Annotated in this window: 22 protein-coding genes; 15 read left to right on the top strand and 7 right to left on the bottom strand. The window is 59.4% G+C overall.

The features are described from left to right. Nucleotides 1-453: 453 nt before the first annotated feature. Both tctD and tctE read left to right on the top strand, forming a co-directional pair. Nucleotides 454-1,125, top strand: coding sequence for a two-component system response regulator TctD (gene tctD / locus P406_RS00345; protein WP_003363740.1), 672 nt, complete (start codon nt 454-456; stop codon nt 1,123-1,125). Continuing rightward, complete coding sequence (gene tctE, locus P406_RS00340) at nt 1,118-2,500, top strand: two-component system sensor histidine kinase TctE (protein ID WP_003413020.1); 1,383 nt, start codon at nt 1,118-1,120, stop codon at nt 2,498-2,500. The genes tctD and tctE overlap by 8 nt, the downstream gene beginning before the upstream one ends. Nucleotides 2,501-2,667: 167 nt before the next feature. Here the strand turns inward: tctE and P406_RS00335 are convergent, their stop codons facing one another. Together P406_RS00335 and ygfZ are read right to left on the bottom strand one after the other, a co-directional pair. Continuing rightward, nucleotides 2,668-3,489, bottom strand: a complete 822-nt coding sequence (locus P406_RS00335; RefSeq protein WP_032703140.1) for an HDOD domain-containing protein — start codon at nt 3,487-3,489, stop codon at nt 2,668-2,670. Between the two features lie 111 nt (nt 3,490-3,600). Further along, a complete protein-coding gene (gene ygfZ, locus P406_RS00330) occupies nt 3,601-4,542 on the bottom strand; it encodes a CAF17-like 4Fe-4S cluster assembly/insertion protein YgfZ (protein ID WP_046234995.1) in 942 nt (313 codons plus the stop codon). A 152-nt stretch (nt 4,543-4,694) separates the two neighbouring features. Between ygfZ and P406_RS00325 the strand changes: the two genes are divergently transcribed. Together P406_RS00325 and P406_RS00320 are read left to right on the top strand one after the other, a co-directional pair. After that, nucleotides 4,695-4,949: an FAD assembly factor SdhE gene (locus P406_RS00325; RefSeq protein ID WP_003418591.1), complete on the top strand. Its 255-nt coding sequence runs from the start codon at nt 4,695-4,697 to the stop codon at nt 4,947-4,949. Further along, complete coding sequence (locus P406_RS00320) at nt 4,933-5,397, top strand: protein YgfX (RefSeq protein WP_046234989.1); 465 nt, start codon at nt 4,933-4,935, stop codon at nt 5,395-5,397. Before P406_RS00325 ends, P406_RS00320 begins: the two co-directional genes overlap by 17 nt. Here the strand turns inward: P406_RS00320 and nadB are convergent. Continuing rightward, nucleotides 5,366-6,982 carry an L-aspartate oxidase gene (gene nadB, locus P406_RS00315; RefSeq protein WP_046234988.1) on the bottom strand — a complete coding sequence of 539 codons (1,617 nt, stop codon included), beginning with the start codon at nt 6,980-6,982 and terminating at the stop codon, nt 5,366-5,368. The two genes, P406_RS00320 and nadB, sit on opposite strands and share 32 nt — an antisense overlap. 497 nt (nt 6,983-7,479) lie before the next feature. Between nadB and rpoE the strand changes: the two genes are divergently transcribed. The 11 genes from rpoE to pdxJ all read left to right on the top strand — a co-directional run bounded on the left by rpoE (nt 7,480) and on the right by pdxJ (nt 17,832). After that, nucleotides 7,480-8,061 carry an RNA polymerase sigma factor RpoE/AlgU gene (gene rpoE, locus P406_RS00310; protein ID WP_002554912.1) on the top strand — a complete coding sequence of 194 codons (582 nt, stop codon included), beginning with the start codon at nt 7,480-7,482 and terminating at the stop codon, nt 8,059-8,061. Nucleotides 8,062-8,094: 33 nt separating this feature from the next. Next, nucleotides 8,095-8,685 carry an anti sigma-E factor RseA C-terminal domain-containing protein gene (locus tag P406_RS00305; RefSeq protein ID WP_003405339.1) on the top strand — a complete coding sequence of 197 codons (591 nt, stop codon included), beginning with the start codon at nt 8,095-8,097 and terminating at the stop codon, nt 8,683-8,685. A gap of 8 nt (nt 8,686-8,693) precedes the next feature. Further along, nucleotides 8,694-9,653 carry a MucB/RseB C-terminal domain-containing protein gene (locus tag P406_RS00300; RefSeq protein ID WP_046234987.1) on the top strand — a complete coding sequence of 320 codons (960 nt, stop codon included), beginning with the start codon at nt 8,694-8,696 and terminating at the stop codon, nt 9,651-9,653. A 299-nt stretch (nt 9,654-9,952) separates the two neighbouring features. After that, entirely contained in the window at nt 9,953-11,383 is a 1,431-nt protein-coding gene (locus P406_RS00295) for a DegQ family serine endoprotease (RefSeq protein ID WP_244467792.1), read from the top strand. A 171-nt stretch (nt 11,384-11,554) separates the two neighbouring features. Further along, nucleotides 11,555-13,351: a translation elongation factor 4 gene (gene lepA / locus P406_RS00290; protein WP_003413009.1), complete on the top strand. Its 1,797-nt coding sequence runs from the start codon at nt 11,555-11,557 to the stop codon at nt 13,349-13,351. A gap of 9 nt (nt 13,352-13,360) precedes the next feature. Beyond that, nucleotides 13,361-14,215, top strand: a complete 855-nt coding sequence (gene lepB, locus P406_RS00285; protein ID WP_003363711.1) for a signal peptidase I — start codon at nt 13,361-13,363, stop codon at nt 14,213-14,215. 114 nt (nt 14,216-14,329) lie between these two features. Continuing rightward, nucleotides 14,330-14,707 (top strand): DUF4845 domain-containing protein, encoded by a 378-nt coding sequence (locus P406_RS00280; protein ID WP_003363709.1) that lies wholly within the window; start codon nt 14,330-14,332, stop codon nt 14,705-14,707. After that, entirely contained in the window at nt 14,704-15,393 is a 690-nt protein-coding gene (gene rnc / locus P406_RS00275) for a ribonuclease III (RefSeq protein WP_002554906.1), read from the top strand. The genes P406_RS00280 and rnc overlap by 4 nt, the downstream gene beginning before the upstream one ends. After that, nucleotides 15,386-16,288: a GTPase Era gene (gene era, locus P406_RS00270; RefSeq protein WP_003363707.1), complete on the top strand. Its 903-nt coding sequence runs from the start codon at nt 15,386-15,388 to the stop codon at nt 16,286-16,288. The genes rnc and era overlap by 8 nt, the downstream gene beginning before the upstream one ends. Nucleotides 16,289-16,348: 60 nt before the next feature. Further along, nucleotides 16,349-17,032, top strand: coding sequence for a DNA repair protein RecO (gene recO / locus P406_RS00265; protein WP_003413003.1), 684 nt, complete (start codon nt 16,349-16,351; stop codon nt 17,030-17,032). Between the two features lie 59 nt (nt 17,033-17,091). Beyond that, on the top strand, nt 17,092-17,832 hold the full coding sequence (gene pdxJ / locus P406_RS00260; RefSeq protein WP_003405348.1) for a pyridoxine 5'-phosphate synthase: 741 nt from the start codon (nt 17,092-17,094) through the stop codon (nt 17,830-17,832). Nucleotides 17,833-17,840: 8 nt separating this feature from the next. Here the strand turns inward: pdxJ and cmoB are convergent, their stop codons facing one another. The 4 genes from cmoB to lon form a co-directional block, all read right to left on the bottom strand. Further along, on the bottom strand, nt 17,841-18,800 hold the full coding sequence (gene cmoB, locus P406_RS00255; RefSeq protein ID WP_003405349.1) for a tRNA 5-methoxyuridine(34)/uridine 5-oxyacetic acid(34) synthase CmoB: 960 nt from the start codon (nt 18,798-18,800) through the stop codon (nt 17,841-17,843). Next, entirely contained in the window at nt 18,797-19,540 is a 744-nt protein-coding gene (gene cmoA / locus P406_RS00250) for a carboxy-S-adenosyl-L-methionine synthase CmoA (protein WP_046234985.1), read from the bottom strand. Before cmoA ends, cmoB begins: the two co-directional genes overlap by 4 nt. A 100-nt stretch (nt 19,541-19,640) precedes the next feature. After that, the gene (locus P406_RS00245) at nt 19,641-20,033 is read right to left on the bottom strand and encodes a protease inhibitor I42 family protein (RefSeq protein WP_046234984.1); all 393 of its coding nucleotides are present in this window, start codon (nt 20,031-20,033) and stop codon (nt 19,641-19,643) included. A gap of 198 nt (nt 20,034-20,231) precedes the next feature. Then, on the bottom strand, nt 20,232-22,649 hold the full coding sequence (gene lon / locus P406_RS00240; RefSeq protein WP_003412995.1) for an endopeptidase La: 2,418 nt from the start codon (nt 22,647-22,649) through the stop codon (nt 20,232-20,234). Nucleotides 22,650-22,785 lie beyond the last annotated feature (136 nt).

Genomic DNA, 22,785 nt, shown 5'->3' with positions numbered 1-22,785 from the left:
TATTGTTGTTTTTGGCAGAGAGAAGCTGTTCGCCAGGCGCTTTTGTCGCGCACACGGCGAAGCCTGTGTGCTGTTTCACAGGTACTGGCGTTTGCGCTGAAGTGTTGTTTTGCGGCGGGTGGCGGGAGGAGCGCGCAGAGCATTCCTCGACGGGAGGTGCTCCATGGGCTGGCAAGCCTGGACGGGCGTAGACATGACGTGACTCCGTTTAGCGATTTATTGTTTTTATTGTTCAGACGCATCCGGGCGCCTGTTTTTTACGTACCCTTTTACCGGGTCGTTTCGCGATGCTAAACGACAAACCTTTCGTAAACCTTTCAGTTGCCTTTCACGTCGTGATTAGCGAGCCGCGAATCGTTTCTGCCCTTCACAGACGGCGGCCGGCCTGTAAACTCCACCGCCACGAGCCTCGATACCCAGATCGATAACAACAGTGACAATCAGGAGACGGCGATGCGTGTTCTTCTTGTGGAAGATCATCTGCAATTGGCTGAAAGTGTCGCGCAGGCGCTCAAAAGCGCGGGTTTGACCGTTGATGTGCTGCATGATGGCGTGGCCGCCGACCTGGCGTTGAACAGCGAAGAATACGCGGTCGCCATTCTCGATGTCGGGTTGCCGCGCATGGACGGCTTTGAAGTGCTGGCGCGTCTGCGAGCGCGCAGCAAAAACCTGCCGGTGCTGATGCTGACGGCGCGCAGTGACGTCAAGGACCGGGTCCATGGCCTTAATCTGGGCGCCGACGACTACCTGGCCAAGCCTTTCGAACTTTCCGAGCTGGAGGCCAGGGTCAAGGCCTTGCTGCGGCGCAGCGTGCTGGGTGGCGAGCGGCAACAGCGTTGCGGCGTCTTGGCCTACGATCTGGACACGCGACGTTTCACGCTCGGCGAAGAACTGCTGACTCTGACCTCTCGCGAACAGGCGGTGCTGGAAGCGCTTATCGCCCGGCCGGGTCGGGTGATGAGCAAGGAGCAACTGGCGGCGCAGGTGTTCGGGCTCGATGAAGAAGCCAGCCCCGACGCCATCGAGATCTATGTCCATCGTCTGCGCAAGAAGCTCGACGGACATTCCGTGGCCATCGTGACCTTTCGCGGTCTGGGGTATCTGCTGGAAAGCCGTGATGATTAACGACAGCCTGCGCTGGCGATTGTTGTGGAATCTGGCCCTGCTGCTGGTGGTGTTGATGTTGGCCAGCGGCATGAGCGCTTACTGGAATGGCCGCGAAGTGGCCGACACCGCCTATGACCGCACGTTGCTGGCTTCCGCACGTACCATCGCAGCCGGACTGACTCAGCGCGATGGCACGCTGAGCGCCGACATTCCCTACGTGGCGCTGGACACCTTCGCCTACGACAGCGAAGGACGCATCTACTATCAGGTTAACGACATCCATCAGAAGCTGATTTCCGGCTATGAAAACCTGCCGTCGCCGCCGCCCGGTACGTTGCGTACCGACGATTACCCGGCCCTGGCGAAATTTTATAACGGGATCTATCAGGGGCAGGACGTGCGGGTTGTCAGCCTGCTCAAACCAGTGACCGATCCGGGCATGAACGGCACTGCTGAAATCCGCGTTGCCGAAACCCAGGAAGCGCGCAAGGGCATGGCGCGCAGCCTGATGGCTGACACATTGCTGCGTCTGGGCATGCTCGGAGGAGGCGCGCTGCTGCTGGTCTGGTTCACGGTAAGCGCGGCATTGCGGCCGCTGGAGCGCCTGCGCACCGCCGTCGAGGAGCGTCAGCTGGATGATCTGCGCGCGTTGCCGATGGTTGAAGTGCAGCACGAACTGCGTCCGCTGGTGGGGGCGCTGAACCACTTCACCGAGCGACTGCGCGTGCAGTTCGAGCGTCAGGCGCAATTCATCGCCGATGCCGCCCACGAACTGCGCACCCCGCTGGCCGCCTTGAAGGCGCGGGTCGAGCTGGGGCTGCGCGAGCGCGACCCGCAGCATTGGCGCAGCACGCTGGAGTCGGCGGCGCTCGGCACCGATCGACTCACGCATCTGGCCAACCAGCTGCTGTCCCTGGCGCGCATCGAAAACGGCGCGCGGGCCATCGCCGAGGGCGGGGCGCAACAGCTGGACCTCAGTCAGCTGGCCAGGGAGCTGGGCATGGCCATGGCGCCATTGGCTCATTCTCGGGGCGTCGCGCTGGCGCTGGAGGCTGATGAGCCGGTCTGGCTGCGCGGCGAGCCGACCTTGCTGAACGAGTTGCTGAGCAATCTGATCGACAACGCGCTGGCCCACACTTCACCGGGCGGCAACGTGGTGTTGCGGGTCTATGCGCCGGGTGTTCTGGAGGTCGAGGATGATGGTCCCGGCATTCCGGCAGATGAGCGTGAGCGCGTTTTCGAGCGCTTTTACCGTCGCAGTCAGCAGGGCAGTGGTGCCGGGCTCGGGCTGGCGATTGTGGGTGAAATCTGCCGGGCACATCTGGCCAGAATCACGTTGCACGAGGGCGCCGAGCGCGGCCTGAAGGTAAGGGTCAGTTTCAGCGCGACCTGATCCAGACTGTGTAAAAACTACTGCGCTTGCCAATACTGCGTTAAAAACAGGCGAAAAATGCTCATTTAGAACACCTAGAGTCGGTCGCGACCCCGGCCGTTTTCGCCTGTTTTTGCCTTGTCTTGCCTTCGCTCGTGACGTTTTTACACACCCTGGACCAGCTGAGGCTAGTAGAGCATGCTCTTGGCTTCGTCCATCTGGGCGCTGAGCACGCCTTCGCCTCTGGCGAGCCGCAACTGGCTGTAGGCAGGCAGGTCGACCATTTCAATGAGGCTGAAGGGGTGTTCGGTATTCCTGTGGATATGCACCGTGGCGATCTGCACCAGATCGGTGTAGTCAGGGCTTTTCGAGACACGTGCGAAGTTCTGGAACTGGCCCGGCACACAGGCCAGTGGCTCGGGGAAATCCCATGAGCGCAGCAGGCGCTCGCCGATGACCGGATGAATGCTGTCAATTACGTGGTTGAGGCTGATCGGGTCGGACAGCAGCTCGTAATGGTCTTCGGCATAGGTCAGGATCGGCAGGATCCCGATCAGATGGATCAGCCCGGCGAGCGTGGCCTGATCGGGTTTCAGATTGGTGTAGTGCTGACACAGGGTGTAACTGATACCGGCCACCTGCAGACTTTGCTTCCAGATATCGCGCATCTTCTGCTCGATGACCGGCGACTTGGCGTGGAACATCTGCTCGACCACCAGGCCGATGGCCAGGTTGCAGGTGTAGTTGACGCCCAGCCGCCGAATCGCGGTGTTGACGTCGCTGACTTCAAAATTCGGGCGCAGCAAGGGGCTGTTCGCGACCTTGATCAGGCGTGCGGAAAGGGCTGTATCGCTACCGATGACCTTGCTCAGGGCCGAGATACTGATCTCGGTGTCCTCTGCAGCCAGGCGAATTCTCAGTGCCACTTCCGGCAGGGTGGGGAGAAACAAGGCATCTCTGTCGATGGCCTTGATCAAGTTTCTCTGCACCTCGTCAGCCATCTTGCTCATGTTGCATCTCGCAGCTGTTGGGGGTGTCCAGAGTTATCCGCGCGCTCTTCAGAGCGCCAGGCTGTACTGGAACGCTCTAAAGACACTAGGAAGCTGAATGTGTTCGTCTGGCTAGCGCTGAGTTTCGAGTTTGCTGTCCAGTGTGTAGGGCAGTTCACTCATTTGCAGCGCTGCGCCTTCTGGCGAGCCAAGATTGATACGACCGTCTTGCGCCGCATCACCCTGCAACACCGCAAGCAGTTCGATGTTCTGCCCATCCTGTGCGGCCATGACGACGTTGCCCACAGCGCTGGCATGCACCGGTGAGAACAGTGCCGTACCGGCCTGCGGGATCTCTTCGCCGCTCAGGGTCAGGCGGTAAAGCCTGCGCTTGAGTTTGCCAAGATATTGCATTCTGGCAACGATTTCCTGGCCGGTGTAGCAGCCTTTCTTGAAGCTGACGCCGCCAACCGCTTGCAGATTGATCATCTGCGGAATGAATTCTTCGCGGGTGCTGCCGAACACCTGGCCGATGCCGACACGTATCTGGCCCAGCAACCAGTCATTCAGCGGGGCTTCGCTCAACTGCGCTGCCAGGCGTGACTTGATGCTGTCCGCCTGTGCGCTGCGCACCCAGAGCTCGGCCCGGCCTGGCGAGACGCGGATCGCGATCAGATCATTGGCGCGCACCACGCTATCGGTTTCCTGTGGCAGATCCAGCCCCAGGCTGATCAGCGCAGCGTCCCCATCCTGCAGGCCGAAGCGCACCCAGTCTGCGCTTTCGTCCGTGAGCTTGGATTTGGAGAACACTGCGTATTTGCGCAGGTCGAGCAATTGCGCCTCGATCAGTTCGCCAGCCATCGCCAACAGGCAGCCGTCGCCTTCGAACACGATGCGAAAACTCGACTGCATCCGGCCTTTCTGCGTGCAACGGGCACCCAGGCTGGATTTGTCTTCATTCAGGTAGTTGAGGTTGCACGTCAGCTGACCCTGAAGAAACTTGCTGGCATCCACGCCGCGAACGGCGAGAACGCCCTCATGGGTTAGCGTGCAGAAAAAAGCTGTGTGGGCCATGGTCATCGCAGATTGGGAAAAAAGTCCGGGGGCACATCATAGTGCCGAGTCGAGGTTATGCATACGGGTACATGAAAACTGCTGCGACCATTGCAAGATTCGCGCGCCCGGCTCACGGCTGTATACTTGCCGCCTACTTTGAGGAGCGCTCCATGGTCGAAGACGTTGAACTCAACCGCCTTTACTGGCACAGCCGCCGCGGCATGCTTGAACTGGACGTGCTGCTGGTGCCGTTTGTCCGTGAGGTCTATCCCCACTTGAATGACGAGGACCGCGATTTGTACCGCCGTCTGCTGACCTGTGAGGATCAGGACATGTTCGGCTGGTTCATGCAGCGTGCCGAATCCGAAGATGCTGAATTGCAGCGCATGGTTCGCATGATCCTGGACCGTGTCCAGCCCCAGTGATCGCTTCGAATGTCATTGGCAGGCCTCGCGTCTGCTGGTGACGGCGTATCTCGCGGTCCAGTGTCTGGCACTGGTCGCGTTGTGCTGGCTGGACATCGCTGTGTGGGCTGCGGCGCTGGGTGCGCTGATATGTCTGGCGCATGCTGCCTGGGTGATACCACGCGCGATCCTGCTGACGCATCCGGCGGCATTCACTGCGCTCAAGCGCGATCATCAAGGCTGGCAGCTGTGGAATGCACGTACCGGCTGGCAGCCTGTGCAGTTATGCCCCGACAGTCTTGCCTTGCCGTGGATGGTGATTCTGCGTTTTCGCCCGATTATCGCCGGTCGGCCAGCACGATCAATAAACAGTTGTTGTATCCCGCATGACGCATTGACGCCGGACATTCACCGACGTCTGCGCGTGCGTTTGAAATTCAGCCGGCATAGGTGGGCGGCACCAGAATAGTGTCCAGCGCCTCCGGCAACATATCAGGATAGTCCAGCGTGTAGTGCAGACCGCGGCTTTCCTTGCGCTGCATGGCCGAGCGGATCATCAGTTCCGCCACCTGCGCCAGGTTGCGCAACTCGATCAGGTCGCGGCTGACCTTGTAGTTGCTGTAAAACTCGTCAATCTCGTCCAGCAGCAGGCGTACGCGGTGCTGAGCGCGCTGCAGGCGTTTGTTGGTGCGCACAATGCCCACGTAGTCCCACATGAACCGCCGCAGCTCGTCCCAGTTGTGCGCAATGATCACGTCCTCGTCCGAGTCGGTGACCTGGCTGGCGTCCCAGGCCGGAAGGTCGGCGGGCATCTGCACGTCATTCAGTTGCTTCTCGATGTCTGCGGCGGCCGATCGGGCATAGACGAAGCATTCCAGCAGCGAGTTGCTGGCCATGCGGTTGGCGCCATGCAGGCCTGTGAAGCTGGTCTCGCCGATGGCGTACAGGCCCGGCACATCGGTATGCCCCTTGCTGTCCACCATCACGCCACCACAGGTGTAATGCGCAGCGGGGACTACGGGGATCGGTTCGCGCGTGATGTCGATGGAAAATTCCAGGCAGCGTTCATAGACGGTTGGGAAGTGCGTCTTGATGAAGGCTTCCGGCTTGTGGCTGATGTCCAGATACACGCAGTCGATACCCAGCCGCTTCATCTCATGGTCTATCGCGCGGGCCACGATATCGCGCGGCGCCAGTTCTGCCCGCTCATCGAAGCGTTGCATGAAGCGCTCGCCGTTAGGCAGCTTGAGGTAAGCCCCTTCACCGCGCAGTGCCTCGGTGATCAGAAAGCTCTTGGCCTGCGGGTGATACAGGCAAGTGGGGTGAAACTGGTTGAACTCAAGGTTCGCCACCCGGCAGCCGGAACGCCAGGCCATGGCGATGCCGTCGCCACACGCGCCGTCAGGGTTACTGGTGTACAGGTAGACCTTGGCGGCGCCGCCCGACGCCAGGATTGTGAAGCGCGCGCTGTAAGTATCCACTTCGCCACTGTGGCGGTTGAGCACATAGGCACCGAGGCAGCGCTGGCCGTCCAGGCCAAGGCGGCGTTCGGTGATCAGGTCGATGGCGGCGCGCTGTTCGAGCAATTCGATATTGGGGCGTTTGATTGCCTGTTCCAGCAGGGTGCGAAAAATGGCGGCACCCGTGGCGTCTGCAGCATGAATGATCCGTCGATGGCTATGGCCGCCTTCACGCGTCAGGTGAAATTCAAATCCACTTTCGTCGGTGTCTGCGTCATCGCCACGGGTGAAAGGCACGCCTTGATCGATCAGCCATTGAATCGCCTCGCGGCTATGTTCGACAGTGAAACGCACAGCGTCTTCGTTGCAAAGGCCGCCGCCTGCGTTCAGCGTGTCCTCAACATGAGATTGCACGGTGTCGGTGTCATCCAGCACTGCCGCAACACCGCCCTGCGCCCAGAAGGTCGAGCCGTTGGCGAGATTACCCTTGCTCAGGACCGCAATCCGCAGGTGGTCGGGGAGGGTCAGTGCCAGGCTCAACCCGGCAGCGCCGCTGCCGATTACCAGTACGTCATGCTGAAAATGTTGGCTCATCTGCGAATTCTGCCCTTGGCGACCACTAGTATAAGTATTGGGGTAACGGCACAATAGCCTCGCCTACATGGCAATGTGAGACCACGGCGGGTCTGGATTGTGCTCCAGTCCCGGACCGCATGCCTATTGTTTTCCTTTTGTTCGGTTGCTGGAAATGCTCCAGCGCGTTGATTCAAGGGAACTTTATGCAGTTTGAGGCTCACGCCGGCAATTGTGTCAATGGAACTTTTTGTAAAGAACCATGCTCAATAGCAGGTTGCCTACACAGGAACAGCGTCTATTTCGCAGGGTTAGATAAGTGATCATCAACTGCGAAACTGGCGACAAGACTATTCGCGCAGCCGACCGTGTCGAGCTGCGTTTTTCGTGCACGCTTTATGATGGCTTGCAGGAAACTTGCTTGAAGGGGGAGAACTTTTGCGAAAAGCCCGAGTCTATGTTTGCGAGCCTGAACAATATCAGTTGCAACACTCCTTCATGCTTAACGAGGAGTGTTCATGCTAACCCAGGAAGAGGATCAGCAGCTTGTCGAGCGCGTACAGCGTGGCGATACGCGAGCATTTGATCTGTTGGTGCTGAAGTATCAGCACAAAATTCTAGGGTTGATCGTGCGATTCGTGCACGACACCCATGAGGCTCAAGACGTTGCACAGGAAGCCTTTATCAAGGCTTACCGTGCTCTCGGAAATTTTCGCGGTGACAGTGCTTTCTACACCTGGCTGTACCGCATCGCCATTAACACGGCGAAGAACTATCTGGTTTCGCGAGGTCGGCGACCACCGGATAGCGATGTAAGGTCTGAAGACGCGGAGTTCTACGACGGCGACCACGGCCTCAAGGACATCGAGTCGCCGGAGCGTGCATTGTTGAGGGATGAGATCGAGGGCACCGTCCATCGGACCATCCAGCTTCTCCCGGAAGATTTGCGTACGGCACTAACTTTACGTGAATTCGATGGTCTGAGTTATGAAGACATTGCGAGCGTCATGCAGTGTCCTGTTGGTACCGTGCGCTCTCGGATCTTCCGCGCTCGGGAAGCCATCGATAAAGCCCTGCAGCCGTTGTTGCAGGAATCCTGAGACAGCGGCGATAGCCCAAGAGAGGAACCCGCCATGAGTCGTGAAGCCCTGCAGGAATCGCTGTCCGCGGTACTTGATAATGAAGCGGACGAACTGGAATTACGTCGGGTATTGAATGCCATTGACGATGCCGATACTCGCGCCACCTGGTCGCGTTACCAAGTTGCTCGTGCAGCGATGCACAAAGAGTTGCTGGTCCCTCATCTGGATATCTCGGCTGCTGTATCTGCCGCGATCGCCGATGAAGTCAGCCCGCTCAAGGCAGCTCGCGGTCCTTGGCGTACGCTGGGTCGCCTGGCCGTTGCAGCGTCGGTTACCGTAGCCGTACTGGCCGGTGTCCGCCTGTATAACCAGGATGATATCGCCGGTGCGCAATTGGCACAGCAGACCCAACAGCCTGCCAATCTGACTGTTCCGCAAGTGAAAGGCCCGGCCGTACTGGCTGGCTACACTGAAAGTGCCGAGCAAGCGCCTGGTCCTATGGCCAATGGTGTATTGCAGGGCGGTGGTCAAGGTGACCAGCGTCTGCCGGGCTATCTGCGCCAGCACGCTCAGGAAGCAGCGCTGAAGGGTACTGAAAGCGCGCTGCCATACGCACGTGCTGCGAGTCTGGAAAACCGTTAAGGAGGATCATGCGAGCCGTCCCTCTACTGCCACTACTGCTTGGTGGATGGCTTGCCCTCCCGGTACAGGCTGATGATGCGCAAGACGCAATCAATCGTCTTGCCAAGGTTGATCAGCAGCAAAGCTATCAAGGCACCTTTGTATACGAGCGCAACGGTAGTTTTTCTACTCACCGGATCTGGCACCGCATAGCGGACGGCCATATTCAGGAGCGCTTGCTGCAGCTTGATGGTTCTGCTCAGGAAGTGTTGCGTGTTGACGGGCTTACTCAGTGCGTCAGCGGCACGCTCGAAGCGGGTGTGGCCAATCCGGCCGACTCTTCTGCCCGCGCATTCGATGTCAAAAGACTGTCCGCCTGGTACGACATGAAAATTGCCGGCAAATCCAGAGTGGCCGGTCGTCAGGCGACTATCGTTGCGCTGTCCCCCAAGGACCAGCATCGATACGGTCTCGAACTGCACCTGGATAACGAAACCGGTCTTGTGCTCAAGTCGCTTCTGTTGAGCGAGAAGGGGCAGTTGCTCGAGCGTTTCCAGTTTACCGATCTCGATACTGCCAGCGCGCTGTCCGAGCAGATGCTCAAGACCAGTGCCGACTGCAAGCCTGTTTCTGTGGTGAAGACCAAGCCTGAGGCTTCCATAAGCCCTGTGGCATGGCATTCGGACTGGTTACCGCCGGGTTTTGACGTCAGCAGCAGCGGTGTACGCAAAGACCCTGCTACGCAGTCGCCGGTGACCCATCTCATGTACAGCGACGGTCTTGCGCGTTTTTCGGTGTTCATCGAATCGGTTAAAGGTGGCGCGTCTTCAGATATTCGCACCCAGCTAGGCCCGACAGTGGCCGTTTCCCGCCGTCTGACAACGCCGCAGGGCGACATGATGGTGACGGTCGTCGGAGAAGTCCCGATGGGTACTGCAGAGCGCATAGCATTGTCGATGCGTAACGACGAACCTTCAGCCAATAAATAAACATTTGGAGTCACGGCTCCCAGGATGTAAAAATTTTCATCCTGGGTTACAGAAGCCGCCAGGCCGCACTCAACCTGGCTTGAGCAAAGGCGCTGAAATGTTTGGTGAGGTTTGCAGATTGCAAAAACTCTGTTTTTTTTCTATAGGTCAGAGCCTCGCAGCTCTGGCCTTTTGTCGTTTTCAGAGGTCATGTCGCTGATCCAGAGATAAGCATCGCTGCTTGAGGTCTTTGAGGCGGTTGCTTCGGACTGCTTAATTTTTTCCTCGTTACAAACGGGAGCCATATGTCGATACCACGCATGAAATCCTACTTTTCATTGATTGCCGCTGTGCTGATGCTCGGTCAGGTGGCTACGGCTCAGGCCGAAAACCTGCCGGACTTCACCGGGCTGGTCGAGCAGGCATCGCCCGCAGTGGTGAATATCAGTACGCGCCAGAAGTTGCCGGACCGTGCCGTCGCCAATCAGCAGATGCCTGATCTGGAAGGCCTGCCGCCGATGCTCCGTGAGTTTCTCGAGCGCAGCATGCCGCCGGGTTCGCGTCCGCCAGGCTCGGGTGCAGGCAAGGGTGATCGCCAGCGTGAGGCCCAGTCCCTCGGCTCGGGCTTCATCATCTCCCCTGATGGCTACGTGCTGACCAACAACCACGTAATCGATGGCGCTGACGAGATTCTCGTACGCCTGTCCGATCGCAGCGAGTTGAAGGCCAAACTGGTCGGTACCGATCCGCGTACCGACGTTGCCGTGCTGAAAATTGATGGCAAGGACCTGCCGACCGCCAAACTGGGCAATTCCAATACGCTCAAGGTCGGCGAATGGGTTCTGGCGATCGGCTCGCCGTTCGGTTTCGATCACTCCGTGACCAAGGGTATCGTCAGTGCCAAGGGGCGCAGCCTGCCTAACGACACCTATGTGCCGTTCATTCAGACCGACGTGGCCATCAACCCGGGTAACTCCGGTGGCCCGCTGTTCAACATGGCTGGCGAAGTCGTCGGGATCAACTCGCAGATCTTCACGCGCTCCGGTGGTTTCATGGGGCTGTCGTTCGCGATTCCGATCGACGTCGCCATGGATGTCGCCAACCAGCTCAAGGCTAATGGCAAAGTCAGCCGCGGCTGGCTGGGTGTGGTCATCCAGGAAGTGAACAAGGACCTCGCCGAGTCGTTTGGTCTGGACAAGCCTGCCGGCGCGCTGGTTGCGCAGGTGCTTGAAGATGGCCCGGCTGCCAAGGGCGGTGTGCAGGTGGGTGACGTGATTCTGAGCGCCAACGGCCAGCCAATCGTCATGTCGGCTGACCTGCCGCACCTGATCGGCAACCTCAAGGACGGCAGCAAGGCCGAACTTGAAGTGATTCGCGACGGCAAGCGTCAGAAACTGACGGTCACCGTCGGCGCACTGCCTGATGAAGGTCAGGAGATGGGCGATGTTGGCGGTACGGGTGCCGAGCGCAGCAGTAATCGTCTGGGCGTATCGGTGATCGAGTTGACCGCCGAGCAGAAGAAGTCCCTGGACCTCAAAGGTGGCGTTGCCATCAAGGAAGTCACAGGCGGCCCGGCTTCGCTGATCGGTCTGCAGTCGGGTGATGTGATCACTCACTTGAACAATCAGGCGATCACGTCCAGCAAGCAGTTCACCGAGGTGGCGAAAAGCCTGCCCAAGGATCGCTCTGTCTCGATGCGCGTTCTGCGTCAGGGTCGTGCGACCTTCATCACCTTTAAGCTGTCCGAGTAACCGGTCGGTTTAAGCGGAAAGGGTGGCCATGGCCACCCTTTTTTGTGCCCGTTTGTTTACCGTGCGCCGATCCGGGTGCCTGTAAGCGTGACGCCTCTTGCTTAGTTCAGGTACAATTCCCGGCTATTTTTCGGCGGGCAATCTGCCTGCAACCTTTTTGAGTGTTGATCCGTGAGTGATTTGAGTCATATCCGCAATTTCTCCATCATCGCCCACATTGACCATGGCAAGTCGACGCTGGCCGACCGCTTCATTCAAATGTGCGGCGGCCTGACCGAGCGCGAAATGGAAGCGCAGGTGCTCGACTCCATGGATCTTGAGCGCGAGCGCGGGATCACCATCAAGGCCCACAGCGTTACCCTGTATTACAAGGCCAAAGACGGTATCACCTACCAGCTGAACTTCATTGACACCCCGGGGCACGTCGACTTCACCTACGAAGTCAGCCGTTCTCTGGCCGCGTGCGAAGGTGCGTTGCTGGTCGTCGATGCAGGGCAGGGCGTCGAGGCGCAATCGGTCGCCAACTGCTACACCGCCATCGAGCAGGGCCTTGAGGTCATGCCGGTACTGAACAAGATGGACTTGCCACAGGCCGATCCGGACCGCGTCAAGGAAGAGATCGAGAAGATCATCGGTATCGACGCCACCGATGCCGTGGCGTGCAGCGCCAAGAGCGGCATGGGCGTTGACGAGGTCCTCGAGCGCTTGGTCGCAACCATTCCTGCACCGACCGGCAATATCGAAGATCCGCTGCAGGCGTTGATCATCGACTCCTGGTTCGACAACTACCTGGGCGTCGTGTCTCTGGTGCGTGTGCGCCACGGCCGCGTCAAGAAGGGCGACAAGATTCTCGTCAAGTCGACCGGCAAGCTGCATCTGGTCGACAGCGTGGGCGTGTTCAACCCCAAGCACTCGGCGACCGTCGATCTGAAAGCGGGCGAAGTAGGCTTCATCATCGCCGGCATCAAGGACATTCATGGTGCGCCGGTGGGTGACACCCTGACCCTGAGCACCACCCCCGACGTCGACGTGCTGCCCGGCTTCAAGCGTATTCAGCCACAAGTCTACGCAGGCCTGTTCCCGGTCAGCTCGGACGACTTCGAAGACTTCCGTGAAGCGCTGCAAAAGCTGACGCTTAACGACTCTTCACTGCAATACCTGCCCGAGAGCTCCGACGCGCTGGGCTTCGGCTTCCGCTGTGGCTTCCTCGGCATGCTGCACATGGAGATCATCCAGGAACGACTGGAGCGTGAGTACAACCTCGACCTGATCACCACCGCGCCAACCGTAATCTTCGAACTGTTACTGAAGACCGGCGAAACGATTTACGTCGATAACCCTTCCAAGCTGCCTGACCTGTCGGCCATCGAAGACATGCGCGAGCCCATCGTTCGCGCAAATATTCTTGTGCCGCAGGAGCACCTGGGCAACGTCATTACGTTGTGCATCGAAAAACGTGGCGTACAGCACGACATGCTGTTCCTCGGCACGCAGGTTCAGGTGAGCTACGATTTGCCGATGAACGAAGTGGTTCTGGACTTCTTCGATCGTCTCAAGTCTGTCAGCCGCGGTTATGCTTCGCTGGATTATCATTTTGATCGCTACCAGTCGGCCAACCTGGTCAAGCTCGACGTTCTGATCAACGCCGAGAAGGTCGACGCCCTGGCCCTGATCGTTCACCGCGACAACGCACACTACAAAGGGCGTGCGTTGACCGAGAAGATGAAAGAGCTGATCCCTCGACAGATGTTCGACGTGGCAATTCAGGCGGCTATCGGCGGTCAGATTGTGGCCCGGACAACCGTCAAGGCGCTTAGAAAGAACGTATTGGCCAAATGCTACGGCGGTGACGTCAGCCGCAAGCGTAAATTGCTGGAGAAGCAAAAGGCCGGTAAGAAACGCATGAAGCAGGTCGGCAACGTGGAAATTCCACAGGAAGCCTTCCTTGCAGTGCTCAGGTTGGAATAGTCAGGTCCTATGTCACTAAATTTCCCGCTGTTGTTGGTCATCGCTGTCTTCGTCTGTGGCGTGCTTGCACTGATTGATCTGGTCATCCTGGCGCCCCGTCGCCGGGCTGCCATTTCCAACTATCAGGGCAGCGTGGGCGAACCTGACATTGCTGTCGTGGAGCGCTTGAACAAAGAGCCTTTGCTGGTCGAGTACGGCAAATCGTTCTTCCCGGTGTTGTTCATCGTGCTGGTGCTTCGTTCGTTTCTGGTCGAGCCGTTCCAGATTCCTTCGGGCTCCATGAAGCCGACACTGGATGTGGGTGATTTCATTCTGGTCAACAAGTTCGCGTACGGCATTCGCCTGCCGGTACTGGACCAGAAGGTGATTCAGATCGGTGATCCGCAGCGTGGCGACGTGATGGTGTTCCGCTATCCGAGCGACCCGAGCGTCAATTACATCAAGCGTGTCGTCGGTCTGCCGGGTGATCGTATCCGCTACACCAGCGACAAGCGGCTGTTCATCAATGGCGAGCTGGTCGCCAAGAAGCTGATCGGCACCGAGCCCGGTACACTGGGCAGCGCGGAACTCTATGAAGAGCAGCTGGGCGAAGTCGAACATCAGATCCGTCAGGAAATGAGCCGCTACCGCGCGCCGCCTGACAGTGAATGGACCGTGCCTGCCGCGCACTACTTCATGATGGGCGACAACCGTGACAACTCCAACGACAGTCGTTACTGGGATGATCCCAACATTCCCAAGGACGAGCTGGGTATGGTCCCTGACAAGAACATCGTAGGCAAGGCGTTTGCGGTGTGGATGAGCTGGCCCGAGCCGAAACTGAGCCACTTCCCCAACTTTGCGCGCGTAGGGCTGATCAAGTAATCGATGCGGCGCTGCCTGAGCAGCGCCGTATGTCATTTGGGCTGACTGGAAACGCCTCTGAAGCATGAGTCGACCCGGTCAGGAGGCGTTGCACTCTTGAGGTCGAAGTCGAACATGGCGTTCTCTACTTCTCAAAAAGGCTTTTCTTTCGTGGGCTGGCTGTTAGTGCTGGCGCTGGTCGCGTTTGCGACGAGCACGGCCTTCAAGCTGGTCCCGCACTACCTCGACTACATGACGATGAAGAAAATCATCGAAGCGGTCGACACCAACAAGACCCTGGACATCACCACGGTCGACGATTTTTACGGTTATGTCGGTAAGAACATGCAGGTCAACAGCATTCGGGATATAGATTTGAACAAGGCGTTGAAAGTGACGGTGGAGAACAATGCGTTCCAGGCTCATTTGAATTACGAGCAGCGTGAACCGTGGTTCCAGAACATCGATCTGGTGTTGAAGTTCGACAAGCAATTCAGCGTGGGTAAACCGTGAGCGTATCCTTGAGCCGCCTTGAGCGTCAGCTCGGCTACACCTTCAAGGATCAGGAGCTGATGGTCCTGGCCCTGACCCATCGCAGTTTTGCCGGTCGCAACAATGAGCGTCTGGAGTTTCTCGGTGATGCCATTCTCAACTTCGTGGCTGGCGAGGCGCTGTTCGAGCGTTTCCCCCAGGCTCGCGAAGGCCAGTTGTCCCGCTTGCGGGCGCGGCTGGTGAAGGGCGAGACCCTGGCGTTGCTGGCCCGTGGTTTCGACCTGGGCGAATACCTGCGCCTGGGCTCGGGCGAGTTGAAAAGCGGTGGTTTCCGTCGTGAGTCGATTCTCGCCGACGCGCTAGAGGCGCTGATCGGGGCGATCTATCTGGATGCAGGCATGGAGGCGGCGCGCGAGCGCGTCCTGGCCTGGCTGACAACCGAGTTTGACAGCCTGACGCTGGTGGACACCAACAAGGACCCCAAGACCCGACTGCAGGAATTTCTCCAGTCGCGGGCCTGCGAACTGCCGCGTTACGAGGTGGTGGATATCCAGGGCGAACCGCATTGCCGGACGTTTTTCGTCGAATGCGAGATCAACCTATTGAATGAAAAAAGCCGAGGACAGGGTGTCAGCCGCCGGATCGCCGAACAGGTAGCCGCCGCAGCAGCACTCATCGCCCTGGGCGTGGAGAACGGTCATGAATGATACAACCGCAACACGCTGTGGCTATGTTGCCATTGTCGGCCGTCCCAACGTAGGCAAGTCCACGCTGCTCAACCACATTCTCGGTCAGAAGCTCGCGATTACCTCGCGCAAGCCGCAGACCACGCGCCACAACATGCTGGGCATCAAGACCGAGGGCGCCGTGCAGGCGATCTATGTCGATACCCCCGGCATGCACAAGAATGGCGAGAAAGCGCTCAACCGTTATATGAACAAGACCGCTTCGGCGGCGCTGAAGGACGTCGACGTGGTCATCTTCGTCGTCGATCGCACCCGCTGGACAGACGAAGACCAGATGGTGCTGGAGCGCGTTCAGTATGTGCAGGGTCCGGTCATCCTGGCGATCAACAAGACCGATCGCATCGAGGACAAGAGCGACCTGATGCCGCATCTGGAGTGGCTGCAGGGTCAGCTGCCGAATGCGTCCATCGTGCCGATCTCCGCGCAGCATGGCCACAACCTCGAAGCGCTGGAAAGCCTGATTGCCTCGCACCTGCCCGAGAATGATCACTTCTTCCCCGAAGACCAGATCACCGATCGCAGCAGCCGCTTTCTGGCTGCCGAACTGGTTCGCGAGAAGATCATGCGCCAGTTGGGTGCCGAGCTTCCGTACCAGATCACCGTCGAGATCGAAGAGTTCAAGCAGCAGGGCCGCACCCTGCATATCCATGCGCTGATCCTCGTCGAGCGCGACGGACAGAAGAAGATCATCATTGGCGACAAGGGCGATCGCATCAAGCGCATCGGCAGTGACGCGCGTCGTGACATGGAACTGCTGTTCGACTCCAAGGTGATGCTCAACCTGTGGGTCAAGGTCAAAGGTGGCTGGTCCGATGACGAGCGCGCACTGCGTTCCCTTGGCTACGGCGACCTCTAAGCTGTCCTTTCGCCCGACCTTGCTATGGTCGGGCGAACACTTCCCTTTCGAGCCAGCCTGATGAGCACGCCTACCGGCCAACCTGCTTATGTGCTCCACAGCCGTGCGTATCGCGAAAACAGCGCGCTGGTCGACTTCCTCACGCCTCAGGGGCGTCTGCGTGCCGTGCTGCGCAGTGCCAAGGGCAAGGCGGGTTCGCTGGCACGCCCGTTCGTGCCCCTCGAGGTCGAGTTTCGAGGGCGGGGCGAGCTGAAGAATGTCGGTCGCATGGAAAGCGCCGGCGTCGCTACCTGGATGACCGGCGAGGCGCTGTTCAGCGGCATGTACCTCAACGAATTGCTGATTCGCCTGTTGCCTGCCGAAGACCCTCATCCTGCGGTGTTCGAACATTACGCTGCCACGCTGCTGGCCCTTTCTCTGGGGCGTCCACTGGAGCCGTTGCTGCGTTCGTTCGAATGGCGCTTGCTGGATGACCTGGGCTATGGCTTCGCGATGGACGCCGACATCAACGGCGAACCACTGGCCATTGATGGCATGTATCGTCTGCAGGTCGATGCCGGGCTCGAGCGTGTGTACCTGCTTCAGCCCGGTCTGTTTCAGGGCGCGGAATTGCTGGCCATGTCCGAAGCGGACTGGAGCGTCCCTGGCGCATTGTCCGCTGCCAAGCGCCTGATGCGTCAGGCGCTGGCGGTTCACTTGGGCGGTCGCCCTTTAGTCAGTCGTGAACTGTTTCGCAAGCCTTGATCAGGCTTTATTCTCTACAGCCTGCTTCGACCAGCTCGCCCATTTTTCTGGAGACCACCGTGACCCACAGCACTCGTATCCTTCTCGGCGTGAACATCGACCACGTAGCCACCTTGCGTCAGGCCCGTGGCACGCGTTACCCGGACCCGGTCAAGGCTGCCCTGGACGCCGAAGAGGCAGGCGCCGACGGCATCACCGTTCACCTGCGTGAGGACCGCCGACACATTCAGGAGCGCGATGTCCTGCTGCTCAAGGACGTTTTGCAGACCCGCATGAATTTCGAGATGGGCGTGACCGAAGACATGCTCGCCTTTGCCGAACGTATTCGCCCGGCGCACATCTGCCTGGTGCCTGAGACACGGCAGGAGCTGACTACCGAAGGCGGTCTGGACGTGGCAGGGCAGGAAGCGCGGATCAAGGCGGCGGTCGAGCGACTGGCGAAGATTGGCTGCGAGGTTTCACTGTTCATCGACGCCGACGAGCGTCAGATCGCCGCTTCAAAACGCGTCGGCGCCCCCGCCATCGAACTGCATACCGGTCGCTATGCCGATGCTCAGACCCCGACTGAAGTCGCCGAAGAACTGCAGCGGGTCGCCGACGGCGTCGCGTTTGGTCTCGCCCAAGGGCTGATCGTCAATGCCGGTCACGGCCTGCATTATCACAACGTCGAAGCGGTCGCCGCGATCAAGGGCATCAACGAACTGAACATCGGCCACGCGCTGGTGGCTCATGCTCTGTTCGTCGGCTTCAAGGCGGCAGTGGCCGAGATGAAAGCGTTGATCGTGGCGGCAGCCAGATAACTCGTCCCTCAGGGCTTGCGCCCCACGATCACCGCACGCATGGGGGCAGGCAGGCCCTCGACTGTCTTGCTGTGGTCGGTGGGGTCCAGATAGTCGCTCAGGGACTGGAAGCGCATCCACTCGGTGCTGCGTTGTTCGTCGACCGTCGTGTGGCTGACATCGACGCAACGCACATCGGTGAAGCCGGCACGGCGCATCCACAACTCCAGAGCAGGTACTGAAGGCAGGAACCAGACGTTGCGCATCTGCGCATAACGATCTTCCGGGACCAGCACCTGATGGACATCGCCCGGCACTACCAGGGTTTCCATCACCAGCTCGCCGCCTTTTACCAGACAGTCTTTCAAGGCCAGCAGGTGGTCGATGGGCGATTTGCGGTGATACAGCACGCCCATCGAGAACACCGTGTCGAAACCTTCCAGATTGGCGGGCAAGTCTTCCAGCGCGAACGGCAGGTGCCAGGCGGGCAGGTCAGGCAGATAGCGCTGCATGGCCTGAAACTGACAGAAGAACAGCCAGTTGGGGTCGACCCCGATCACGCTGTCGGCCCCGGCGCCAAGCATGCGCCATTGGTAATAACCGTTGCCGCAGCCGACATCCAGAACGCGTTTGCCCTTGAGGTCCAGGTGTGGCGAAACCCGCGACCACTTCCAGTCCGAGCGCCATTCGGTGTCGATGTGCACGCCGAACACATTGAACGGCCCCTTGCGCCACGGTGACAGGCCCAGCAGTGCCTTGCGCAGGACGGTGCGGGTCTCGCCGTTGCACTCGGCTTCCAGGGTAAAACTGTCGATCAGATCGATTCGCTCGGGCTGCAGGTCGGGCAAGGCATCCAGCGCACTTTGCCAGCGCTGCAGGTCACCGTGACCCTTGGCCATCTTGGTGTCGAGCTGGGCCTGCAGGCCATTGGCCCAATCGGCCAGAGGGGTTCCCGCCAGACGACGGACGAGGGGAGCGAGATCAATCATGGCAGGGCAATCAACGAGGTGAAGTTAAGGCATTGAAACCACGGCACCACCTTGGAAAAACCTGCGGCAAGCAGGCGTTGGCGGTGTTCTTCGAGGCTGTCGGGTTTCATGACGTTTTCAATGGCGCTGCGCTTCTGGGCAATTTCCAGGTCGCTGTAGCCGTTGGCGCGTTTGAAGGCGATGTGCAGGTCCGTCAGCAGCGCATGTTCCTGCGGGTCGTCGAAGCGCAGTTTTTCCGAGAGGATCAGCGCGCCGCCGGGCACCAGTGCGTCACGAATGCGCCCGAGCAATGCCAGGCGCTGGTCGGGGGCGATGAATTGCAGGGTGAAGTTCAGCGCCACCACCGAGGCGGGTTTGAACGTCAGGGCGAGGATATCGCCTTCGAGGACCTGCACCGGCAACAACTCCTGAAACATGGAGTCCTGCGCGTTGAGGTATTCACGGCAACGCTCGACCATGGCACTGGAGTTGTCTATCGCGATGACCTCACAACCCTCGCCGCGTACATGACGGCGCAGGGCCTGGGTAACAGCGCCCAGAGAACTGCCAAGGTCATAGAGCACAGTGTTGGGTTGCGAAAATTGCGCGGCCAGCACACCGAGGTTTTCGACAATCGTCGGATAGCCGGGCACCGAGCGTTTGATCATGTCCGGGAATACCCGCACCACGTCTTCGTTGAAGGCGAAGTCAGGCACCTGGGGCAGCGGCTGGGCGAAAATGCGGTCGGTTTCTTTGCTCACGGCGGTTCCGGCGAAGGCTTTGAAAGGCGGGCATTCTAGCCAAGTTGCCGCCGGGATGCATGGTGCAGTACGTGCTGTCGGACAAGCCGCGCGCAACGCCTCACTTCACGCTGATGGCGCACTCGAAGGTCTGCTCCGGGGCGACTTCGGGTGCCCAGGGTTGCTGATAGACCATCATCAGCCGGCTGGTCCCGGCATCGGTGGCCTTGAAGCGCCAGACCGATTGCCCACCGTTGCCGACCATCTCCTTGCTCTCGGCGTTGGCATATACCTCAGGCCCCAGGCTGCGCAGGATATTCTGGGCCGGGTTCTGGGTCAGCCAGCGAAAGCCGGTGGTAGGGTTGCTGGGCAGAGTCAGGATCAGCGTCTGCCCGGACGTGAGTGTCAGCGGGCAGTCGCTTTGCGTGTCGATGGACACAATGTTTTTCGGCGTCTGAGCGCACGCCGTCAGCAGCGCAAGGCTCAGCGGGGCAATGAAACGGGCAGGGGTCATGGCAAGTTCCGGTATCGCGATACGAGGCTCAAGGATAACTGATCGGAGTTTTGTGGGGGAGTACGACAGCTGTCACGCTCTGGATCGGACGCAGAGGGTCCAGAACTGCATTCCCACGCTGGAGCGTGCGGAATGAGAGGCGCCCGATAGAACACCTCTCGTGCCAATTCAGCGTGGGGGCATGCGCAGTATCAAGCTCTAGAACAACACCTTCACCACGTCCGCAAAGCGTTTGGCGAAGTGCACGGTAATGCCTTCCTTCAGATAGTCCGGCAGCTCTTCGAAGTTGCCACGGTTAGGCTCCGGCAGGATCAGTTCGTGGATTTTCTGGCGCCGCGCGGCAATGACTTTTTCGCGAACGCCGCCGATGGGCAGTACGTGCCCGGTCAGGGTCAGTTCGCCGGTCATGGCGACGCCTTTTTTCGGCGGCTGGTTGCGGGCCAGGGACAGCAAGGCGCTGGCCATGGTCACACCCGCACTCGGGCCGTCTTTCGGGGTGGCACCTTCGGGGACGTGTACGTGCACGAACGCCTCATCGAAGAACTTCGCATCACCACCAAACTTCGACAGATTGGCGCTGACGTAGCTGTAGGCAATTTCGGCCGACTCCTTCATCACATCGCCCAACTGGCCGGTCAGCTTGAAGCCGCGGTTAAGGGTATGAATGCGCGTCGCCTCGATCGGCAGGGTGGCGCCGCCCATGCTGGTCCAGGCCAGACCGGTGATCACGCCAGTGCCGGACAGCACCTGTTCGCTGCGGAACACCGGCATGCCCAACGACGCTTCGAGGTCTTTCGGCCCGATCTTGATCACTGAATCAGGCGCATCCAGCAGTTTGACCACCGCCTTGCGCACCAGCTTGCCGAGCTGTTTTTCCAGATGCCGCACACCGGCTTCGCGAGCGTAGCCCTCGATGACGGCGCGCAGGGCGCTGTCACTGATGCTCAGCTTGTTTTTCGCAACGCCGGCTTTCGCCAATTGCTTGGGCCACAAATGCCGCTTGGCAATCGCCAGTTTCTCTTCGGTGATGTAGCCGGACAGGCGGATCACTTCCATCCGGTCAAGCAGCGGGCCGGGGATCGAGTCCAGCGTGTTGGCCGTGCACACGAACAGGACCTTGGAGAGGTCCAGACGCAGGTCCAGGTAGTGATCGAGAAACTCGACGTTCTGTTCCGGGTCCAGGGTTTCCAGCAGCGCGGATGCCGGGTCGCCCTGATAGCTCTGGCCCATCTTGTCGATTTCATCGAGCATGATGACCGGGTTCATGACTTCAACGTCTTTCAACGCCTGCACCAGCTTGCCCGGTTGCGCACCGATGTAGGTACGGCGGTGGCCCTTGATTTCGGCCTCGTCGCGCATGCCGCCCACGCTCAGGCGATAGAACGGCCGCCCCAGCGATTCGGCAATCGAGCGTCCGACGCTGGTCTTGCCCACGCCTGGCGGGCCGACCAGCAGCACGATCGAGCCGCTGATTTCACCCTTGTAGGCACCGACGGCGAGGAATTCCAGAATCCGTGCCTTGATGTCGTCAAGCCCGGCATGGTGCTGATCGAGCACCTTGCGCGCGTGCTTGAGGTCCAGCTTGTCGGCACCGTAGATGCCCCATGGCAGCGAGCTGGTCCAATCCAGGTAATTGCGTGTCACGGCGTATTCGGGCGAGCCGGTTTCCAGCACCTTGAGCTTGCCGATTTCTTCGTCGAACTTCTTGCGCGCCTGTGGCGGCAGGGTCTTGCCTTCCAGACGCTGCTCGAACTGTTCGATGTCGGCGCTGCGATCGTCCTTGCTCAGGCCCAGCTCCTGCTGGATGACCTTGAGCTGTTCCTTGAGGAAGAACTGCCGCTGATGCTCGCCGATCTTGCGGTTCACCTCGGCAGAGATTTCCTTCTGCAGGCGTGCAACCTCGACTTCCTTGCGCAGCATCGGCAGGACCTTCTCCATGCGCCTGAGCATCGGCACACAATCGAGTACTTCCTGCAATTCGACGCCGGTGGCGGAGGTCAGGGCAGCGGCAAAGTCGGTGAGCGGCGAGGGGTCATTGGGGCTGAAACGGTTGAGATAATTCTTCAGCTCTTCGCTGTACAGCGGGTTGAGCGGCAGCAGTTCCTTGATCGCGTTGATCAGGGCCATGCCGTAGGCCTTCACCTCATCGGTCGGCTCATTGGGCTGCTGCGGGTATTCGACTTCTACCAGATACGGCGGGCGATGATGCTTGAGCCAGGTACGGATGCGCACCCGGCTCAGGCCCTGCGCGACGAACTGTAAACGACCATTTTCACGACTGGCGTGGTGAACCTTGACCAGAGTGCCATACTCGGGGAGTGCGTCAGTCTTGAAGTGGCGTGGATCTTCCTGCGGAGTGTCCATGAAGAACAGCGCCAGCGAATGATGCTCGGACTTGCTGACCAGCTCCAGCGTTTCGGCCCACGGCTCTTCATTGACGATGACAGGCAGGACCTGCGCCGGAAAGAACGGACGGTTGTGGATCGGAATGATGTAAACCTTGTCGGGCAGGTTCTGGCCGGGCAAGGCAAGCGAGGTGCTGTCGGAACTCAGAGATACATCGTGCTCGTCTGCGTCGTTGGGCAAATCTGGCGAGTCTGTCTGCTGGTCGTTCATGGGGCACCTGAGAAGTTGAACATGGCTCTTAGATGGGGCGGTGGCTCTCAGGTTTCAATAGTCTTGGTCGATAGTCTGTAAAGCGATTGGAAAACCGCTATTTATGAGTGGTGGGGCCTGTCAGGGTAGAAAAGAG

It is taken from the genome of Pseudomonas syringae pv. coryli str. NCPPB 4273 (assembly GCF_000972175.1).
In the GTDB taxonomy this organism is placed as follows: domain Bacteria; phylum Pseudomonadota; class Gammaproteobacteria; order Pseudomonadales; family Pseudomonadaceae; genus Aquipseudomonas; species Aquipseudomonas syringae.
This window is presented reverse-complemented; position numbering and strand designations above follow the sequence as displayed.

What these genes read in the sequence shown, in the direction of transcription:
- tctD (WP_003363740.1), top strand. Translation starts at nt 454, where the DNA reads ATGCGTGTTCTTCTTGTGGAAGATCATCTGCAATTGGCTGAAAGTGTC.
- tctE (WP_003413020.1), top strand. Translation starts at nt 1,118, where the DNA reads ATGATTAACGACAGCCTGCGCTGGCGATTGTTGTGGAATCTGGCCCTG.
- P406_RS00335 (WP_032703140.1), bottom strand. Translation starts at nt 3,489, where the DNA reads ATGAGCAAGATGGCTGACGAGGTGCAGAGAAACTTGATCAAGGCCATC.
- ygfZ (WP_046234995.1), bottom strand. Translation starts at nt 4,542, where the DNA reads ATGGCCCACACAGCTTTTTTCTGCACGCTAACCCATGAGGGCGTTCTC.
- P406_RS00325 (WP_003418591.1), top strand. Translation starts at nt 4,695, where the DNA reads ATGGTCGAAGACGTTGAACTCAACCGCCTTTACTGGCACAGCCGCCGC.
- nadB (WP_046234988.1), bottom strand. Translation starts at nt 6,982, where the DNA reads ATGAGCCAACATTTTCAGCATGACGTACTGGTAATCGGCAGCGGCGCT.
- rpoE (WP_002554912.1), top strand. Translation starts at nt 7,480, where the DNA reads ATGCTAACCCAGGAAGAGGATCAGCAGCTTGTCGAGCGCGTACAGCGT.
- P406_RS00305 (WP_003405339.1), top strand. Translation starts at nt 8,095, where the DNA reads ATGAGTCGTGAAGCCCTGCAGGAATCGCTGTCCGCGGTACTTGATAAT.
- P406_RS00300 (WP_046234987.1), top strand. Translation starts at nt 8,694, where the DNA reads ATGCGAGCCGTCCCTCTACTGCCACTACTGCTTGGTGGATGGCTTGCC.
- P406_RS00295 (WP_244467792.1), top strand. Translation starts at nt 9,953, where the DNA reads ATGAAATCCTACTTTTCATTGATTGCCGCTGTGCTGATGCTCGGTCAG.
- lepB (WP_003363711.1), top strand. Translation starts at nt 13,361, where the DNA reads ATGTCACTAAATTTCCCGCTGTTGTTGGTCATCGCTGTCTTCGTCTGT.
- P406_RS00280 (WP_003363709.1), top strand. Translation starts at nt 14,330, where the DNA reads ATGGCGTTCTCTACTTCTCAAAAAGGCTTTTCTTTCGTGGGCTGGCTG.
- era (WP_003363707.1), top strand. Translation starts at nt 15,386, where the DNA reads ATGAATGATACAACCGCAACACGCTGTGGCTATGTTGCCATTGTCGGC.
- recO (WP_003413003.1), top strand. Translation starts at nt 16,349, where the DNA reads ATGAGCACGCCTACCGGCCAACCTGCTTATGTGCTCCACAGCCGTGCG.
- cmoB (WP_003405349.1), bottom strand. Translation starts at nt 18,800, where the DNA reads ATGATTGATCTCGCTCCCCTCGTCCGTCGTCTGGCGGGAACCCCTCTG.
- P406_RS00245 (WP_046234984.1), bottom strand. Translation starts at nt 20,033, where the DNA reads ATGACCCCTGCCCGTTTCATTGCCCCGCTGAGCCTTGCGCTGCTGACG.
- lon (WP_003412995.1), bottom strand. Translation starts at nt 22,649, where the DNA reads ATGAACGACCAGCAGACAGACTCGCCAGATTTGCCCAACGACGCAGAC.